Below are 18,676 nucleotides of genomic sequence, written 5' to 3'. Positions count from 1 at the left end.
AACATAACATGATGAGTCCTGCCGAATAGTCACAATAACCGCAAATGATTATAAACTATGGGCAGGCGTTTGGAATTATATTCTGTCCGCACTTTCAGAACAAATTAATCGCATAATAAGGTGAATTTGCCACGTTCATACACCTGTGCCTCGTACCCCTGGGGGACGCAGCCTTTGCCAAGGCCAAAGACGAGGACAAGCCGGTGTTCCTGAACATAGGCTACAGTTCATGCCATTGGTGCCATTTTCATAAAAGCTAATGTATTTGAACATTAATAAACCACCATCTACGGATAGTTCAACTGCTCTTTTTTTCTGAGCAAAGCGGGGTGTTGCAATGAAAGTCGCAGCGGTAAAGGTTGATAGCTATACCTACGAAGAAGTAGAGCGGGGACTGAATGAAGCGCTTGGCCTTATCGGCGGCATAGAACGCTTCGTCGCCCCCGGCGACAAGGTGCTTGTCAAACCGAACATGCTCGAAGGCCTGCCCCCCGAAAAGGCGGTCACCACCCATCCCGAAGTGCTGCGGGCACTGCTCCTGGCCGTCAGAGCGGGCGGCGCCAAGCCTTTCGTCGGCGACTCGCCCGGCACCACCGGCACCCTCAAAGCGGCCGAAAAGTGCGGGCTGGCCGCCGTCTGCCGCGAGCTTGCTGTCCCGCTCGTCCCCTTCGACGCCACCGTCGACATCCCATACCCCGCCGGCGCCACCGTCCAGAAATTCGCCCTCGCCACCCCTTTCGCCGCGGCCGACAAAGTCATCTCCCTCGCCAAGATGAAAACCCACACCTTCATGGGCATTACCGGCGCGGCCAAGAACATGTTTGGCTTCATCGTCGGCATGCGCAAAGCCCAGTTCCATCTGCGCATGCAGGCCCGGCCCGAATTCGCCGCCATGCTCATCGACCTGGCAAGCTTAGTAAAGCCCGCCCTGTCGATCATTGACGGCATTGTCGGCATGGAAGGCAATGGCCCGCGCAACGGCCGCCCGGTTAACGCCGGGGTTATTCTGGCCGGGGCCGACTGCTTCGCCGTCGACCTCGTCATGGCCGAAATCATGGGCTTCGATCCGGCGCGCCTGCCGCTCGTCGCCCTCGCCCTCGAACGCGGCCTCACGCCGCCCCTCGCCGGCATCGAGCTTATCGGCAGCGCCAGCGGCGTAAGGCGGAAATTCGTCCCGCCCCGCAGCATGCTGACCCTCGCCGACCGCATCCCCGGCTGGGCCGCCGAGCTCGGCCGCAGCCAACTCACCGCCCGGCCCGAGATCGGCGATACCTGCATCGGCTGCGGCCGCTGCGCCGCCCACTGCCCGCCAGGTGCCATGACCGTCGTCAACGACAAAGTCCGCATCGACTACGACAAATGCATCCGCTGCTACTGCTGCCAGGAGCATTGTCCGGCAGACGCCGTGTATTTGGAAGAGGGTCATATGCTGAAGCTGGCCAAGCGGTTTTTATAATATGGTATTTTGAGCTAACGCCATTACCGGCTGTGTATATTGACAAAGGTATCAAAATAGGCTAAAATCAATTCGACGATTATCGAAATATGATATAACGAAAATAGAGGGTGCAAAAATGGATACAAAAAGAATGGCAAAGGTATTCAAGGCTCTCTCGCATCCGAACAGACTGGAACTATACTTAAAAATCGCCAAGGCGCACGAAGCCAGCTTTGAAACCGGCTGCGAATGCTTTGTCACCGATATCATCGACTCTTTGAAGATCGGCGCTCCGACCATTTCCCACCATATCAAGGAGCTGGCCAATGCCGACTTGATCAGTACGGAAAAGAAAGGCAAATATTTAATCTGTAAGGTAAACGAAGAACTGGTTGAAGAAGTTAGTCAACTGTTGGCACTGCAGCATAAATAATCCAGACTGCTTTTTAAATCGCCTAAAGATTCGATAGTTATAAAAGTGTTGAAATATGTCGAGGAGGGATTCCATGAAGGTCGTTATTTTCGGAGCAACGGGGATGGTCGGCAGAGGTGTCCTGCGGGAGTGCCTGCTTGATTCCCAAGTTGAAGCCGTTCTTGCGGTCGGGCGCAGTGCGACCGGTCTCCGGAATGAAAAGCTGCAGGAGATCGTGCACAAAGACTTGCAGAACTTGCCTGCGATCGAGGGTAGTCTACCGGGCTATGACGTGTGCTTTTTCTGCCTCGGCGTAAGTTCGGTAGGCATGAAGGAAGAGGAATATCGGCGGGTGACCTATAGTCTCACGCTGGCGGTGGCGCAGACCCTGGTTAAACTTAACCCTAATATGACTTTCATCTATGTATCGGGATCAGGTACCGACAGCACCGAACAGGGACGCGTCATGTGGGCGAGAGTGAAGGGCAAAACGGAAAATGCGCTGCTGAGCATGCCGTTCAAGGCCGCCTATATGTTTCGCCCGGCATACATCCAGCCGCGCCATGGAATCGTCTCGAAAACGAAGTTATACCGGGTGCTGTATATCGGCTTGGGTATTCTCGATCCTGTATGGAAGACGCTTTTTCCGCAGTATGTCACAACGACGGAAATATTGGGGCGGGCAATGATCAAAGTAGCGAAGGAAGGCGCTCCCACCCCGATCATTGAGAGTAAGGACATCGGCGCGTTCGGTGGGGCGTAAGCGGAGTTTTGCCGGATGATAAAAATTCCGGAACCGGAATTGAACAAAAGAGTTAAATAGAGGAGAGATTAAATTGCTATACAGAAAATACGGGAAAACCAACGAAATGGTTTCTGCCTTGGGGTTCGGCTGCATGAGGCTGCCGGTTATCGGCAACGACCCGACCAACATCGACGAGGACAAGGCGCTCGGCATGCTCCGATATGCCATCGATGCCGGCGTAAACTATGTCGACACCGCATATCCGTACCACGGCACAGGCTTTACCCAGGGCGGGGCCAGCGAACTTTTTGTCGCCAAAGCGCTGAAAGACGGCTACCGGCAGAAAGTCAACGTCGCCACGAAACTGCCGAGCTGGCTGGTGAAAACCAGAGCCGATATGGACCGGTACCTGGATGAACAGCTGGCGCGCCTGGAAACGGATGTAATCGACTTTTACCTGGTACATAATCTGAATAAAGGGGTCTGGCCAATACTAAAAGCCGCCGGCATTGACGAATTCTTGGGGCAGGCGATTAAAGACGGGAGAATCAGATATGCCGGATTTTCCTTCCACGATCAGGTCGGGCTGTTCAAGGAAATTGTCGACTATTACGATTGGTCTTTCTGTCAAATCCAGTACAATTATCTGGACGAAAACTATCAGGCCGGCAGAGAAGGACTGGAGTACGCGGCCCGAAAAGGGTTGGGCGTCGCCATCATGGAGCCCCTGAGAGGCGGCAATCTGGTCAGGCTGCCCGCGGCTGCGCAGGCTGTTTTCGACCGCGCCGAAGTCAAAAGAACACCGGCGGAATGGGCTCTCAGTTGGGTATTGAACCACCCGGAAGTTTCCGTGGTATTGAGCGGGATGACTACCATCGAGCAGGTTGCCGAAAACATAAGAGTGGCCCGGCAAGCCGCGGCGAACTCTCTGACGGCGCAAGAAATTGCGCTGGTCGGTGAAGTCAAACAGCTATTTACAGAAAGAATAAAGGTCAATTGCACCGCATGCGGCTATTGCCTGCCGTGTCCGGCCGGGATCCATATTCCTACCTGTTTGGCGATATACAACGATTACTACGTTTTTGACGGCACTCCCGAAGCCAAACAACGGTATGGGATCATAACGAATTTTGCCGCCCCCGCCTCCAAATGCGTGGAGTGCGGCAAATGCGAAAGCCATTGTCCGCAGGGACTGGAAATTCGTAAAGAATTGAAAAATATCAAGGCGCTGTTTGAGTAACCCGGCGCCTGCCGCGCCTGTCGCGATAATTCTGCGGCTCGCGGCAGGAAAAACGGTCATCACGCAGAATACATGCATCAACAATCCAAGATGCATAGATTTGCTGAGCATACCTCTAGTAGTTTTTACTACTAGGGGTTTTTTGTACCGGATAACCATACAAAATTGACCGGGAGTTGACAGCGTGACTGAAATCGGGGAGAAGATAAAAAACCTTGCCATCGGGCTCGCGAAAATCCCCAGCATCGTCGGCACCAAAGGGGAAATAACCATTGCGGAAACGATTTACGAATACTTCCGCAAGCTGGACTACTTCCGGCGTCATCCCGATCGGCTCCGTCTGCTGCCGGTGAGAGGCGACCGCCTCGGCAGGCAGACCGTCGCCGCCGTCATCCGCGGGGGAAATTGCGCCGCGCCCCGGCATCTCCTCTGTCTCGGCCACATCGACACCGTCGGCACCGACGACTACGCCGAGCTCCGCCAGTACGCCACCGACCCCGAAGCGCTCAGGGCCAAGCTGCCGGCCGTCAAATTCGCCGCAGAAACACTTGCCGAGATAACCTCCCCCGAGTGGCTCCTCGGCCGGGGCATCCTCGACATGAAGACCGGGGTCGCCGCCCTCATGGTCATGATGGAGGAATTCTCCCTCCGGGCGGGCGAGCTGACAGGCAACCTCGTCTTCCTCGGCGTCCCCGACGAAGAGGGCAACTCCGCCGGCATGCTCTCCGCAGTGCAGGATCTGGCCGAAATGCTCGGCGAAGAAGGCGGGGAATTCATCGCCGCCATCGACACCGACTACACCACCGGGCGCTATCCCGGCGACACCGGCCGCTACGTCTACATCGGCACCACCGGCAAGCTGCTGCCCTGCTTCTATCTCTACGGCGAAGAGACTCACGTCGGCGAGGCCTTCAACGGTCTCGACGCCAACCTCCTGGCCTCGGAAGTGCTCTACCAGATGGACCTCAGCACCGACCTGTGCGACATCGCCGACGGCGAGGTCACCCTGCCGCCGGTCAGCCTCTCCCAGCGCGACCTCAAGGCCGAATACTCGGCGCAGACGGCCAACGCGGTCAATCTCTACTTCAACTACGCCACCCACAGCAGCCAGCCGGACGAAGTTCTCGCGAAGTGCAAGCAAAAAGCGATCAAATCCTTTGAAAACGTCATAAAGCGGCTCAACGAAGAATACGAGAAATACTGCGCCCTGAGCGCCATCCCGTTCCGGCGGTTGCCGTGGGAGGTGAACGTCCTCACCTACGAAGAGCTCTACCATAACGTGAAGCGGGAAATCGGCGGTGAGCTCGACCGGATAATAGAACAACTCAGCGAAAAACTGCGGGCCCAAAACGTGGACGAGCGCGAGTTTTCCCTGGCCATCGTCCAGGAAGTCCACAGCCGGTATTCGGACAAAAACTCGAAGATAATCGTCTATTTCGCCCCGCCCTATTATCCGCACATCTACGTCAAAGACGACGACAAAAAGGGCAAAGCTCTCCTCGACGCCGTGACCAAAGCGGTCGGCGACGCCAGCGCCCGCTACGACTACGACATCGTCACCAAGAAATTTTACCCCTACATCTCCGACCTCAGCTACTGCGGCATCGCCGACGACCGGAGCGTCGCCAGGCTGACCGGCAACATGCCGGCCTGGGGCAGACGGTACACCCTGCCGGTGAAAGCCATCAAGGCCATCAGCATGCCGGTGGTCAACATCGGCCCTTACGGCAAAGACGCCCACAAACTGTCGGAGCGGGTGTGCACGCGCTACTCCTTCGACGCCATGCCGGCCATCCTCGGCGACACCATCGCTAATCTCCTGATCGACAAGAGCGGGAAAAAATGTGAGGAGGAAAGAAAATGAGTTTCAAGCTACCGTCCTACCGGCAGCCCGATTTTGCGCAGTCCCACTTTCGCGCATGCCCCGACGCCGCTTTACGGCCGGTGGAGAAGCCCGGCGTCGCGCCCGACAACTTCCACGCCACCACCATCTTCCCGGAATACTTCAAAATCGGGGGCCAATGGACGCTGCTCAGCCAGAGCCGGATGGACTGCACCGTTGTCCTCGGAGCGGACGGACGCCTGGAAGCGAAAGAATTCAGGCGCCTGCAGCCGGGCGACATGGTAGTTGTCGGCAGGACCGAAGACGGGGGCGAAGGCATCTACATCCACACCCGAGGCTTCCGGGAGGACTCGGGCCTGGCGGAAACGTTCGCCTTCCGCACCGGCCGCTCGCGGGAAACCTCCTACTCGCGGGACTACGACCGCCTGTACGAACTACTGCGCTTCGAAAAAGGCCACGGCTATATCGTCTGGGTGCTCGGCCCGGCGGTCGTATTCGACTCCGACTCGAAAAAAGCGATGATCTCCCTGATCGAAAACGGCTTCGTCCACGCCATCCTCGCCGGCAACGCCCTGGCGGCCCACGACCTTGAAGGCGCGGTGCTGAAAACGGCGCTCGGCCAAGACATCTACACCCAGGAAAGCATCCCCGACGGACACTACCACCACCTCGACATCATCAACAGGGCGAGGGCCTGCGAATCGCTGGACAAATTCATCGCCGGCGTCGACGCCGACGGCAGCGTCATCTGCGCCTGCGCCAAAAACAACGTCCCCGTCGTCCTCGCCGGCTCCATCCGCGACGACGGGCCGCTGCCCGGCGTCATAGCCGACGTATACGCCGCTCAGGACGCGATGCGCCGCCACGCCGCCAAAGCCACCACCGTCCTCTGCCTCGCCACCCAGCTCCACTCCATTGCCACCGGCAACATGACCCCCGCCTACCAGGTAGTGGACGGCGTCGTAAGGCCGGTATCCATCTTCAGTGTCGATGTATCGGAATTCGCCGTCAACAAACTCCGCGACCGGGGCACCCTCGAAGTGACCTCCATCGTCACCAACATCCAGGACTTCCTCGTCAACCTCCACCGCAACCTGATCGACGCCTAGCAAAAAAGCCCTGTCGGCGGATACCGCCGCAGGGCCTTTCATATACCTGTTCACTGATTAGGGTCGCACGCCCGCACATACTCGACGATCTCCAGGCCGGCCGCCGTGGCGGTGCGGAGCTGGCCATAGTCCAGCCGCTGATTGTTCAGATACTGCAGCACCAGCCAGTCCCGGCCGCCCCGTCCGGGGAAAACCCCGCCGAAGAAAAAGCCGCGCTCCTCGAACTTCGCCGTCTGCCTGGCCGTCTCCGGATCGGTAAGGCTCAGGTACAGGTAGATCGTCTCCACCCTGTTGACGCACAGCGTGCGGAGCGCCGCCGCAACCTGTTCCCTTACGTCCGCCCCATAGCGGAGCACATAAATGTGGGCGGCCTGATAATTGTCGGTCGACGTTTCCACCAGCGCCCGGCCGCGCGCACCGCCCTTCCCCGCCGCAGCCAGCGTCCGCGCCGTCCCGCTGCGGCCGTAAATCCGCGCGATCATCTCGCGGTGGCGGGTCGGCGGATACAGCACGGCATCCCCCGGCCCCCCCTTAAGATACCGCGTAAAAATCAGCAGGCTTTCCCGCTGGATAGGTTCCTCCTTGATGCCCCGCATTGTCTCCAGCGTCACGCGCGACACCAGCAGGGCCGTCTCCTTGAACCCCATCCGGCAGGCCGTCTTCTGCGACATCGGGTGGGCGGTGACCGCCGCGATGAACAGGCTGTCCATGTCCGCCGTCCGGGCCGCCTCAATAAGCGCCTCACTAACCTTCAGCAGGCAGCCGTTGCCGCGGAAGGCCGGCTTTACGAACGCCGCCCCCATCTCCACCCCGTGACGATCATCGCCGATCTCCAGCGCTGCGTGGCCGATAATCTCCGACTCCTCTCCAGTGGTCACAGCCACATAAGACAGCAGCTTGCCTGTCCGGTTAAGCTCACGTACCCGCTCGGGGTAGTAAATATGCTCGTTGCCGTACGAATAGCCGTACGAACTGTAGGCGCACTTCGCTACCTCCACCGCTTCCTCGGGGGCCAGCGGACGGACGATGTATTCGTTCGCTGTTGCCTCGCCCCGGGCGGGCGCGGCCGCCGCCTCCTCGTCGCCGCCCGACTCGCACGTCTCGGGGAAATACTTCACCAGCCGGATCTCCTGGCCACTCTTCCCCAGATTACGGAACGTCACACTGTCGACGCTGCTTTTCAGCACCCGCAGGCCGAGACCCGGCCCGTCGAGCGCCCTGTCCGGCCCGCCCGCCTGCTCCTCCTCGACCCGTTGCTCGTCGAGCGGCACCCCTTTTTCCCTGATCGTAATCTGCAGGCCGAGCGGGACCGTTTCATACACGACATCGAACCACGCCAGCTCCCCAGGCAGATAACCGTACCTGACGACATACGCCAGCGCCTCCTCGACCCCCAGCCTGATCTTCTCCGCATCCTCCGCGCTAAACCCCAGCATCCGAGCAATGGCCGCCGTATTGTCCAGCGCTAGCGGCAAATACTCCGTTTTGTTCGCCATCCGGAATAAAAATTCGTCCATCTGACGCCTCATGACGACACCTCCTCGGTCGCTTCGCCGCTCGAACCGGCGGACTACCATATACTTCAGCGCAACATGACAAATTCCTCCAGTACGTTGCCCCGCCCGTCTACCCGCAACGCGCTTGACAAACCACCCCGCGGCAATTACACTGTATATACAAACGCATAAGACAAGCCTTTCACCCTGAAGGGGAGTAGCTTGCGAGACAGAGTCAACACACTGGCGGCGACGCCTGGCTCTGTCGTCGGCGCAGCCGATAAGCGAGACCTTTAGTGTGGCCGTTTCATCGCGGCCAGACTAAAGGTCTTGTTTTTTTAATCAGCCACATTAGGAGGACAACCCATGACAGCTTACATCGCCTCAATGCTCTTCGTAGTTCTCGCCGAGATGGGCGACAAAACCCAGCTCCTCGCCATGGCCTTCGCCGCCCGGTACCCTTGGCGGACGGTCATGTGGGGCGTATTCGCCGCCACCATCCTCAACCACCTGTTCGCCGTTATCGTCGGCAGCTACCTCACCAGCATCGTTCCTCTCAGCTATATCCAGATCGCCGCCGCCGCCTCGTTCGTCATCTTCGGCCTGTGGACCATTCGCGGCGACTCGCTTGACGGCGAAGACAAAAAAACCGGCCGCAGCCCCTTCTGGACGGTTGCCATCGCCTTCTTCTTCGCCGAGATGGGCGACAAAACCCAGCTCGCCACCGTTGCCCTCGCCGCCCAGTACGGCACCATCGTCCCGGTATGGCTGGGCACCACCACCGGCATGCTTATCGCCGACGCCATCGGTATCATCTTCGGCATCGTTATGGGCAAAAAGATCCCTGAGCGCACCGTCAAATGGGTCGCCGCCCTCATCTTCATCGCCTTCGGCCTCGCCGGCCTGTACGAGGCCCTGCCGGCCAGCATCCTCACCGCTCCCGTCCTCGCCGTCACCGGGGTATCGCTGGCCGCGGCGATGTACCTCGTCTCCCGCTGGGGAGGAGGCGGCGCCGACACAGAGAAAACAGCCGCTGCAACCAAGAAATAAGTACGCAAAGACAACCGCCCCTGAAGGGGCGGTTGTCTCATTTCCCCGGCAAAAAAACGGCGTCCGCTGGTGGACTAAGTACCATTCGCCGCCGCCCGTCATATTGTACAATAGCTACGCTTATTCTTTTCGCGCAGTGCCGTCTTTTTTTTTGTGAGGTGATTGTATAAAACGCAGCAAAGGGGTGGTTCTATTGAAGGAAGAAGAAGTCGCGGCAGGATTACCGCTTGACTTGCCCGGCCTCGACGGCGATAAAATCAGGGCCAAGGCCAAAGGCCTGATGAAATACCTCGGTCCCGCCTTCGTAGTCAGCGTAGCCTACATGGATCCCGGCAATTTCGGCACAAACATCAGCGGCGGCTCCCACTTCGGCTACAACCTGCTCTGGGTTATCCTCTGGAGCAACGTCATGGCCATATTCATCCAGATCCTGTCCGCCAAGCTCGGCATCGCCACCGGCGGCAACCTTCCCGACCACTGCGGGCGGGTTTTCAGCCGGCCGGTCAACTGGGGGCTCTGGTCGGTAGCCACGGTGGCAGCCATGGCCACCGACCTCGCCGAATTCCTCGGCGGCGTGCTCGGGTTTCACCTGCTGCTCAGGATACCGCTCGGCTGGGCCGCCGTCCTCACCGTCGTCGTCACCTACATCATCTGTCACCTGGAAAAATACGGCCACCGGACGGTCGAAAAAGTCATCACCGCTATGGTCGCGGTCATCAGCATCGCCTACGTCTGGGAGCTGTTCATCGCCAGACCCGACTGGCGCGAAGCCGGCTACCACCTCGCCGTCCCCATGCTCACCCCCGACAGCGTCCTCGTCGCCGTTGGCATGCTCGGCGCCACCGTCATGCCCCACGTCATCTACCTTCACTCCTACCTCGTGCAGCCCCGGCGCAACTGTGACCTCCCCGACTGCCGCCACCACCTCAAAATGGCCAAGATCGACGTCTTCATCGCCATGAACATGGCCTTTGTGGTTAACGCCGCCATGGTCATCGTCTCGGCCGCCGTCTTCAACGCCAACGGCTATGAAATCGACAGCATCGAAGGCGCCTATCAGACCCTTGGGCCGCTGATGGGCGAATTCGCCGCCGCCGCCTTCGGCGCCGCCCTGCTCGCCTCCGGCCTCTCCTCGGCCACTGTCGGCACAATGGCCGGCCAGGTAATCCTCGGCGGCTTCGTTGGCCTCGACATCCCCATCAACCTCCGCCGGCTCATCACCATGATGCCCGGGTTCATCATCATCCTTATGGGCGTCAACCCCATCATTGCCCTCGTCCTCAGCCAGGTCGCCCTCAGCTTCGCCCTGCCGGCGGCCGTCATCCCCCTCATGCTCATCACCGCCCGGCGCGACATAATGGGCGAGTTCGCCAACAGCCGCCTCACCACCATGGCCGGCTGGATCATCGTCAGCCTCATTGTCGCCCTCAACAGCGCCCTCCTCTACCTTCTCCTCACCGGGCAGGTATAGTTCCCGGAGTTTGCAAGGTTCGCCGATTCTCCGGCGGACCTTGCGTTTTATTCCGGCCTGGGAAAAGGGAGGGCGGCTTTTCCCAGGGAGAAAATTGCAAGAGACCCCTATTTCCCCCCCGCAGGCGGAAATAAAGGTCTCGCTATAGCAGTGGCGCTGCCAGTGGAACCGGGCCGAAGCCAGTGTGTCGATTCCACTCACGGTGTTTCTCCGTTAGCTACTCCCCTTTACGGGCGGTATGCTGTTTCATTGTATAATATGCCGCCCCCGCCGAAAGGTGCTTCCGCCGCACGGAAAATAGCCCGCGGTTCCGCGGCGGCTACTTCCCGGTATTGCGGAAGGGATTGCCAGGCAGCCGGCGGTGCGGTAAACTTAACTTAATGTTGCCAGGGAGGAACGCCATGCTCACGAAGAAAACGCTGCTCGCCCTCTGCCTGTTCGCCGCCCTCATCCTGCCAGTCTTCTCCGCCACCGCCGCCCCGGCCGTCATCGTCAACGGCTACCAGGACGAAGCCGGTCGCCGCTTCCCTGAAGACGACGTCAAAACCATCGTCGCCGGCGGCGACGGCCACGACATCTACACCGACCACGCCACTGGCTTCAGCCTCCGCTACCCCGCCCACATGGCCGTCGACTGGTCGCTGTCCGCCGTCCGCACCGTATTCGCCGACGACACCACCCGCATCGAAATCTACCGCGACGACTTCCGCGGCACCGCCGCCACCGCCGCCGACTACATCCAATACGGCAACAAATTCGTCAAAGCCTCCCCCCACCACACCGTCCTCGCCGACCAATGGCTGCAGGCGGGCGGGCGACAAGTCCACCTCCTCGCCTGGACGCGGCCGCCGCTGGCCCGCGTGCCTGGCGACAAAAACCACTACGCCTCGCTCGAAATCGTCGCCAGCAACAACGAAGTATACACCATCTTCATTAAATCCGCCGCCCCCATAACAAGCGTCGCCGACATCCTCGCCGGGTTCTCCCTCGTCGATCGCCGGGGCGTCCCCCGCAACTACAAGCGCTTCGCCCCCTCCCGCACTCCCATGAACGCCGAGACCGCCGCCTTCCAAAGCCGCTACTTCGGCGATAGCGCCCCCCTCGCCTGGGGCATTTTCGAACCTTCCGCCCCCCAGACCCTCGGCCCGCTGGCGACAATCGAAAAGCGCCTCGACTTCACCTTCCCCGTCCTGCTCCACTACCAGATGTTCGACGAGCGTTTCCCCACCTGGGGCCTCGACAACGCCTACCGCAGCGGCAAATATGTCGAGCTCACCCTCCAGACCACCTTCTCCGGCCAGGTCAACGCCCTGTGGGCCACCGAAAACCGCAACGCCGGCATGGTATACGCCGTCCTCGACGGCCAGTACGACGACTACTTCGCCGCCTACGCCGACAACCTCAAAGCCTTCGGCCACCCTGTCCTCTTCCGTCTCAACAACGAAATGAACGGCGACTGGTGCTGGTACTCCGCCTTCTATACCGGCAAAGACACCGACCTCTACCAGGCGCTGTGGCGTTACATCCACGACCTCTTCGTCGCCCGCGGCGTCGACAACGTCCTCTGGGTCTGGAACCCCCACGACGTCTCCCTGCCAGCCTTCAAGTGGAACAGCTACCTTGCCTACTACCCCGGCGACGCCTACGTCGACGTCATCGGCCTCACCGGCTACAACAACGGCACCTACTTCCCCGGCGAACGCTGGCGGGAGTTTTCCGAGATCTACCCCGCCCTCCACGACGAGTACGCCAACCACTTCGACAAGCCCTTCATGATAACCGAATTCGCCTCCAATTCCGTTGGCGGCGACAAAGTCGCCTGGATCCACGGCATGTTCGACGGCATAAAGAAGCTCGACCGCCTCAAAGTAGCCGTCTGGTGGAGCGGCGTCGACTTCGACCAGAACGGCCAGCCGGGGCGGATCTACCTTATCAACGAAAACGAGGCAATCCTCGACGCCTTTAAGGCCAGACTCAAAGAATACAAAAAATAAAACCGTATAACTTTAAAGAAGACCCGCCTTCTGGCGGGTCTTCGCGTTGCAACTACAAATTATACTTCTTCAGCTTTTCGTACAGCGTTGAGCGGTGCAGCCCCGACAGCTTGGCGGCCAAAGCCTTGTTACCCTTGCTCAGCCTTAAGGCCTCCGCGATCCGCTCCCGTTCGCCGCCCTCGCCGGCGCTTTCGCCGGCCAGGGCGGTCGCCGCGTCGGTATCCAGCAGATGCCTGGGCAGGATCTCCGGGCTGTCCACCGCCGCCGCCAGCTGCTTCAGCAGATTTATGAGCTGGCGGACATTGCCCGGCCAGCCGTACTCCCTCAGCAGCGCCATCGTCTCCGGGGCGAACATCATCGCTGCCCGGCCGGACAGCCGGGAAATCTCCGGCGTCAGCGTCCGGACGAGCTCCCCGACATCCTCGCGCCGCTCTCTGAGCGGCGGGATACGGACGCGAAAAACATTCAGCCGGTAGTATAAATCCTCGCGGAAGGCCTGCTGCTGGACCATCAGCGTCAGCGGTTTATTCGTCGCCGCGATAATCCTCACATCGCAAGCTACCGCCTCGCTGCCGCCGATGCGGTCCACCTTGCCGTCGTCGAGCACGCGGAGAATCTTCGCCTGCATGACCAGCGGCATATCGCCGATCTCATCCAGAAACAGCGTCCCCCTGTCGGCCAGCTCGAACTTGCCCTTCTTGCCGCCCCTTTTCGCGCCCGTGAATGCGCCCTCCTCATAGCCGAACAGCTCCGACTCCAGAAGCTCGGCCGGCAGCGCGGCGCAGTTGACGGTGATGAACGGAGCCCCCTTGCGCTTACTTGCGTTATGGATGGCGTGGGCGAACAGCTCCTTGCCGGTGCCGCTCTCCCCCAGCAGCAGCACGTTGCTGTCCGCCTGCGCCGCCCGTAGGGCGGAAATCTTCGTCTTGGTCATCAACCGCGAACTGCCCACAATATTGTCGAAACTATGGATCGCCACGTTCCGGTCGGCGCGCAGCTCGTCCAGCTCCGTCCGGTACCGCGACACCTGCTGCTCGAGCTGCTGCAGGCGCTGGAGCAAATAGCTCACCTCGCTGATATCCTTGAACAGAATCTCGCCGACCGCGCCGGCCAGCTTGCCGTTCTTGAACACCGGGACACGGTTGACGATCGTCTGGCGGCCCTTGACCATCTGGATTTCGCCCAACTCGGGGATACCCGTCCGGGCCACGACATCCAGACGGGTATTCTCGATCACCTCCGTCACCGGCCGGCCGACGACCTCGTCGCGGACAACATTGAAAATATCCTCGTACGACTTATTCACCCGCAGGATGATGCCGTTCCTGTTCACCACGATAATGCCGTAGCGGGCGTTCTCGAACACCGCCTTCAGATCCTCGACGTGATGCTGGGCGTCGAGCAACTGGGTTACGGCGCTGCGGAATTCCGACGTATCCTGCAGGATCGCCAGCGCCCCAACCACCTTGCGGCCCTCCAGAATCGGCGAACGGTTCGAGAATATCGTCCGCCCGCCGTGCACCAGCTGGCAGTCCCGTTCCGCCTGCCCCGTCTCCAGCACCCTTCGCAGGCCGGAGTTGGGGATAACCTCGTTGATCGGCCGACCGAGCGCCTCGCCGGCAGGCGTGCCGATCAGCGCCGCCGCCGCCTCGTTAAAAGCGGTCACCGTGCCGTAAGAATCCACCACCACAATGCCGTCGTGGGCCGAGCCGATCAGCGCGCGCACCTCGTCCTTGGCGCGCTGCAGCTCGGTCGAACAGGCCTGGAGGAAATCCCGGCCGGTGATCATCCCGACGTAGCCGCCGGCGGCGTCCACCACCGGCAGGCAGTAGAACGGCACCTTCCGGGCCTCTTCCAAGGGACAGTCCTCGCGGACGCTGACAACCGCTCTGGTCATAACAGCACCGACAGACTGCTCCAGCGGCACCCCGTCCACCATCGCGCCGATGATATCGGTCGCCGTCACGATGCCGCGCATTGCCCCCCCGTCGTCCAGCACCGGGGCGGCGCTGACCTTGTATCTGTTCAAAAGGCGGGCGGCGTCTCTGATCGTTTCCGCAGGCCCGAGATGCGGGGCGTTGGGGAGCATACAATCGCGCACGAGCACCTGTGCATCATCCTTTGCTAAAGCGGCCATAGCCGCGTCCCTTTATCCCTTTACTTTGGCGCTTGTGGGGGCGAAATCCTGCCGTCGGCATCGCGAACGTCTGCAAAAGTGTCGGATTCGACGGAAAATATGTCGGTGCCGACGCTTTTGCTGTCAGCCGCCAAAACCATTCAGCCCGCCAATTTCCTGCCCTTCGCGCCTTGGCACCATTTATGCATTCGATAAGCGGCGACAATGCGGCCAGTGAAAGGAGGCAAAATTAATGGATACAGGAAAAGAAACCGATATGCTGATCGAACTGCCCGACAAGCGGCTGGTAAGGATAATGCCGGAGGAAGAATTCCAAAGCCTCAAGACGCGGGCCGAAGAGGCGTACGCCAAAATCGTGCGGGACTCCGACGAAAAAGTGCTCATAAATGTGCTCGACCTGTTGCTGGTCATGCGGGAAGTCGAGCTCCGCCTGCTGGAAGACAGATTCCGCGACACATACCTGGCCGCCTATGGCAGTAAGGCCAGCCTGGCGTGACCGCTGTAGCCGCCCCGCAAGCGCCAATCCCGCAGTCATTCCGGCTGGGGGATTTGTTCTTACAATGTTCTTAAGCGGGACGTGGAAATCGACCAGGAGAACTTGCCGCGGGAAGGCCCGGCAGGAACATCCACGAAATCTTCCCGGCCTTCCTCATCAGCATCGTCATCTTCGTCATCGTCAGCAAACTTACGCAACAAACGCGCCGAGCACCTCGAGCAGGTATTTGCCCGGACGGGCGGGGAAAAACCCGCCCCCAGTCAAAAACCAGCTATACCGGCTGATCGGCGCTCTATGTACCCAAGCATAATAAACGCCCGCCGGCACGCGAAGCCCGGCGGGCGCTTATTATGCTTACAGGCAGGCATCAATTTCAGGTTTCCTTGCCAAACACGGCGCAATTTTCTTGGGTGCGCCCGCCTGGACGGCGAATGGTCGGCATAAGCGTTGCCTGCAAGGCATATCATCCTCGTGAGAATATATCCACGAGGTGTAGCATGAAGACCAACCGCCTGCTTTTACCGGCGCTGGTGCTCGCCGTCATGGCGATCGTCGGCACCCAGCCCGACCTGTGGCAGGACACACGGGCCATCACCCGCGTACCGACGGCCGTCAAAGTCATAGCCCTCACCCTCGACGACGGGCCGCATTACAAAATGACTCCCGAAATACTGGCAGTGCTGAAAGAGAAACAGGTGCGGGCAACCTTCTTCGTCCTGGGCGAGAACGCCGTCAAAAGCCCCGAATTCGTGGCCAGGGAAGCAGCCGACGGCCACGAAATCGCCGTCCATGGCTACCACCACAGCTCGCTGGCGAGGCTGAACAGAAAGGACATCAACGCCGAACTCGCCGCCGCGGAAAAAGCGATCGGCCGCGAGGCGGCTGCCCGCCCGGTCCTCTTCCGCCCCCCCGGCGGACTGTACAGCGACGTGGTGGTTGCCGCCGCCCGCAACCGGGGCTACACACTCGTCCTGTGGGACATCGACCCCCATGATTGGGCCCGTCCGCCGGTCGACAGCGTCGTGGGCACGGTATTGAAGCGGGCGGCCCCTGGCAGCATCGTCCTGCTGCACGACGGCCAGTATCCGTTGCCGACCGCCAAGGCCCTGGCCATAATAATCGACCGGCTGCGGGCCGATGGCTACGAACTGGTCACCGTCAGCGAACTGCTGCAACTCAACGAGCGGCGGCCGGCGCAACTGGGAGCGTTCTGACCGGCCGGGGCATATCAGTGGCAGGCGCCCTTGCGGCAGCTGCCGCAGTTGCCGTTGCAGGGCGCGAGGAGCAGCTTATTGCAGCGCGGGCAGCGCGCCGCCTGGGGGCTTACGGGGCTGTTGCACTGGGGGCAGGCTTTCTGTTGCATGCTAATTCACCTCAAGCAATAATCTCAGATCAGAATATGGGCGACAACGCCGCCGACGGCGAATGCCGCCAGCCACGAACCGAGCCAGATGAGCGCGCCCTCCTTCAGGCCCCGCTCCTTGAGGATGACGATCAGGGCGGCGATGCATGGCACAAACAGCGTGATCACGATGAGCGACACCAGCGTCTCGGCCGGGCCGAGGGCCATGTCCTCAAGTCCGGCGGCGCCGAAGTCGCGCCTGATCATCCCCATGATGAAGACGGTCGCCGTCTCCCGCGGCAGCTTCAGCAAGCCTTTCGTAATAGGCGCCAGGCCGTCCTGGATAACCTCCAGCAGGCCGGTAACCTGGAGGACGGTGATCAGCAGCGCGCCGAGCATGAAAAGCGGCGCGGCCTCTCTGAGGAAAGCATACGACTTGGTCACCGTCTTCTTGAGAACATTCTCGCCCCGCGGCAGGCGGAGCGGCGGCAGATCGATCAAAAGGTCGGTCGACTCGCCGGGCAGGACGCTGTGAAGCACCTTGCCGACGAGGCCAAGGATAAGCAGAATGACGCCGGTATAGATCGCGATATACTGAGGCCCCAGGCCGGCCAGCATGCCGGCGATAACGCCCAGCTGGGCCGAGCAGGGAATGGCGAGGCCGAGGACCGCGGTCGCAATCGTGCGCTCGCGCTGCGAGCCGAGAATACGGGTCGTGATTGTGGCCATCGTCACGCAGCCGAACCCGAGGATCATCGGGATAATCGCCCGGCCGTTGAGGCCAATGGCGTTCATCAGCCGGTCGACAAGCGTCGCCAGGCGGGGCAGGTACCCCGAATCCTCCATCACCGACAGCACGAGATAAAACCCAACCACCAGCGGCAGCAGCAGGCCGAGAATATAAGTCACCGTCATCGTCAGCAGGCCGAACTCGCCGATAAGGATAGTGCCGAGCACCGACTCCCCGCTCACGAACCGGCCGACGAAATCGCGGACAGCGGGCTCATACAAGCCCTGCATCAGCGTCTCCTCCGTGAAGCCGACGATATCCTGAGCAACCAAAACGCCGATAATATAATACATCGCATACAATATAAGAGCGAAAATCGGCACCCCGGTCAGGGGGCGTAGCATCCAGCGGCCGAGGCGGGCGGAAAAACCGGCGCCATCCGTCACCTCGCGGACCACATGGCCGACGATATCGTTGACCCGCCGCCGCCGTTCCTGATAAAACTCCTCCCGCCGGCCGCCGGCCGGCAGGCCGTGGCGTCCGGCCACCTCCTCGTCGCCCTCCAGCACCAGCAGCGCCTCGGGCGAAGCCGCGACAGTGCGCATCATCTCCCGCAGCTCCTTCTGAAGCTCCGGGGGAACAATGCCGGGGCGGGCCTCCGCCAGGCGGGCCTTGAGATCGTCCAGCCCCTGGCCCTTCACAGCCACGGTCGGCACGACCGGCACCCCCAGCAGGTGCTCGAGCAGATCGGCGTCGACCGCGATACCCCGCGTCTTCGCCTCATCCATCATATTGAGGGCCACGATCACCGGCAGACCGGTATCGATTACCTGGAGGGTCAGAAAAAGGTCGCGTTCCAGGTGGACGGCGTCGACGACATTGACCACCAGATCGGCGGCCAGCACCACATCGCGGGCTACCCGCTCCTCGTCGTTAAAAGACGAAATGCCGTAGATGCCTGGGGTGTCGAGGACGACATCGCCCCCGTAACGGCCGTGGGATATATCCACCGTCGTGCCGGGGAAATTGGACACGTCGACGTACATGCCCGTGAAAGCGTTGAAGAAAACCGATTTGCCCACATTGGGATTGCCGACGAGGACAATCTTTTTTGCGCCGGCGGGGATGCTTATATGGCTGAGGCAGTCATGGCAGTGCATTGCTGTATTCTCC

General features: G+C 60.4%; 16 protein-coding genes. 12 read left to right on the top strand and 4 right to left on the bottom strand.

Annotation, left to right across the window (positions count from 1 at the left end; genetic code table 11):
* Positions 1-137 precede the first annotated feature (137 nt).
* The 7 genes from RIN56_16670 (at position 138) to RIN56_16640 (ending at position 6,787) form a co-directional block, all read left to right on the top strand.
* Positions 138-260, top strand: a complete 123-nt coding sequence (locus RIN56_16670) for a DUF255 domain-containing protein (GenBank protein ID MDR7868435.1) — start codon at positions 138-140, stop codon at positions 258-260.
* A gap of 77 nt (positions 261-337) precedes the next feature.
* Positions 338-1,456 (top strand): DUF362 domain-containing protein, encoded by a 1,119-nt coding sequence (locus RIN56_16665; protein ID MDR7868434.1) that lies wholly within the window; start codon positions 338-340, stop codon positions 1,454-1,456.
* Between the two features lie 133 nt (positions 1,457-1,589).
* Positions 1,590-1,871 (top strand): metalloregulator ArsR/SmtB family transcription factor, encoded by a 282-nt coding sequence (locus tag RIN56_16660; GenBank protein MDR7868433.1) that lies wholly within the window; start codon positions 1,590-1,592, stop codon positions 1,869-1,871.
* A gap of 73 nt (positions 1,872-1,944) precedes the next feature.
* Positions 1,945-2,613: an NAD(P)H-binding protein gene (locus RIN56_16655; protein MDR7868432.1), complete on the top strand. Its 669-nt coding sequence runs from the start codon at positions 1,945-1,947 to the stop codon at positions 2,611-2,613.
* 106 nt (positions 2,614-2,719) lie between these two features.
* Positions 2,720-3,835 (top strand): aldo/keto reductase, encoded by a 1,116-nt coding sequence (locus RIN56_16650; protein MDR7868431.1) that lies wholly within the window; start codon positions 2,720-2,722, stop codon positions 3,833-3,835.
* Positions 3,836-4,019: 184 nt separating this feature from the next.
* Positions 4,020-5,699 (top strand): M20/M25/M40 family metallo-hydrolase, encoded by a 1,680-nt coding sequence (locus tag RIN56_16645; protein ID MDR7868430.1) that lies wholly within the window; start codon positions 4,020-4,022, stop codon positions 5,697-5,699.
* Positions 5,696-6,787: a hypothetical protein gene (locus tag RIN56_16640; GenBank protein ID MDR7868429.1), complete on the top strand. Its 1,092-nt coding sequence runs from the start codon at positions 5,696-5,698 to the stop codon at positions 6,785-6,787. The genes RIN56_16645 and RIN56_16640 overlap by 4 nt, the downstream gene beginning before the upstream one ends.
* 50 nt (positions 6,788-6,837) lie before the next feature.
* On the opposite strand, the gene RIN56_16635 is transcribed toward RIN56_16640, so the two are convergent.
* On the bottom strand, positions 6,838-8,316 hold the full coding sequence (locus tag RIN56_16635) for an ATP-binding protein (GenBank protein ID MDR7868428.1): 1,479 nt from the start codon (positions 8,314-8,316) through the stop codon (positions 6,838-6,840).
* 333 nt (positions 8,317-8,649) lie between these two features.
* Here RIN56_16635 and RIN56_16630 point away from each other — a divergent pair, with 333 nt between their 5' ends.
* From RIN56_16630 to RIN56_16620, 3 genes are all read left to right on the top strand, one after another.
* On the top strand, positions 8,650-9,333 hold the full coding sequence (locus tag RIN56_16630; protein MDR7868427.1) for a TMEM165/GDT1 family protein: 684 nt from the start codon (positions 8,650-8,652) through the stop codon (positions 9,331-9,333).
* A gap of 193 nt (positions 9,334-9,526) precedes the next feature.
* Positions 9,527-10,804 carry an Nramp family divalent metal transporter gene (locus tag RIN56_16625; protein ID MDR7868426.1) on the top strand — a complete coding sequence of 426 codons (1,278 nt, stop codon included), beginning with the start codon at positions 9,527-9,529 and terminating at the stop codon, positions 10,802-10,804.
* Positions 10,805-11,205: 401 nt separating this feature from the next.
* Positions 11,206-12,798: a glycosyl hydrolase gene (locus RIN56_16620; protein MDR7868425.1), complete on the top strand. Its 1,593-nt coding sequence runs from the start codon at positions 11,206-11,208 to the stop codon at positions 12,796-12,798.
* A 52-nt stretch (positions 12,799-12,850) separates the two neighbouring features.
* Here the strand turns inward: RIN56_16620 and RIN56_16615 are convergent, their stop codons facing one another.
* The gene (locus tag RIN56_16615; GenBank protein ID MDR7868424.1) at positions 12,851-14,887 is read right to left on the bottom strand and encodes a sigma 54-interacting transcriptional regulator; all 2,037 of its coding nucleotides are present in this window, start codon (positions 14,885-14,887) and stop codon (positions 12,851-12,853) included.
* Between the two features lie 280 nt (positions 14,888-15,167).
* Here RIN56_16615 and RIN56_16610 point away from each other — a divergent pair, with 280 nt between their 5' ends.
* Positions 15,168-15,431, top strand: coding sequence for a hypothetical protein (locus RIN56_16610; protein ID MDR7868423.1), 264 nt, complete (start codon positions 15,168-15,170; stop codon positions 15,429-15,431).
* Positions 15,432-15,928: 497 nt separating this feature from the next.
* Positions 15,929-16,645: a polysaccharide deacetylase family protein gene (locus RIN56_16605; protein MDR7868422.1), complete on the top strand. Its 717-nt coding sequence runs from the start codon at positions 15,929-15,931 to the stop codon at positions 16,643-16,645.
* Positions 16,646-16,659: 14 nt separating this feature from the next.
* Here the strand turns inward: RIN56_16605 and RIN56_16600 are convergent, their stop codons facing one another.
* Positions 16,660-16,794 carry a hypothetical protein gene (locus tag RIN56_16600; protein ID MDR7868421.1) on the bottom strand — a complete coding sequence of 45 codons (135 nt, stop codon included), beginning with the start codon at positions 16,792-16,794 and terminating at the stop codon, positions 16,660-16,662.
* Positions 16,795-16,818: 24 nt separating this feature from the next.
* Positions 16,819-18,663, bottom strand: coding sequence for a ferrous iron transport protein B (gene feoB / locus RIN56_16595; protein ID MDR7868420.1), 1,845 nt, complete (start codon positions 18,661-18,663; stop codon positions 16,819-16,821).
* Positions 18,664-18,676: the final 13 nt, after the last annotated feature.

The sequence above is a fragment of the Sporomusaceae bacterium genome (genome assembly GCA_031460455.1).
Lineage (GTDB): Bacteria > Bacillota > Negativicutes > Sporomusales > UBA7701 > Anaeroselena.
This window is presented reverse-complemented; position numbering and strand designations above follow the sequence as displayed.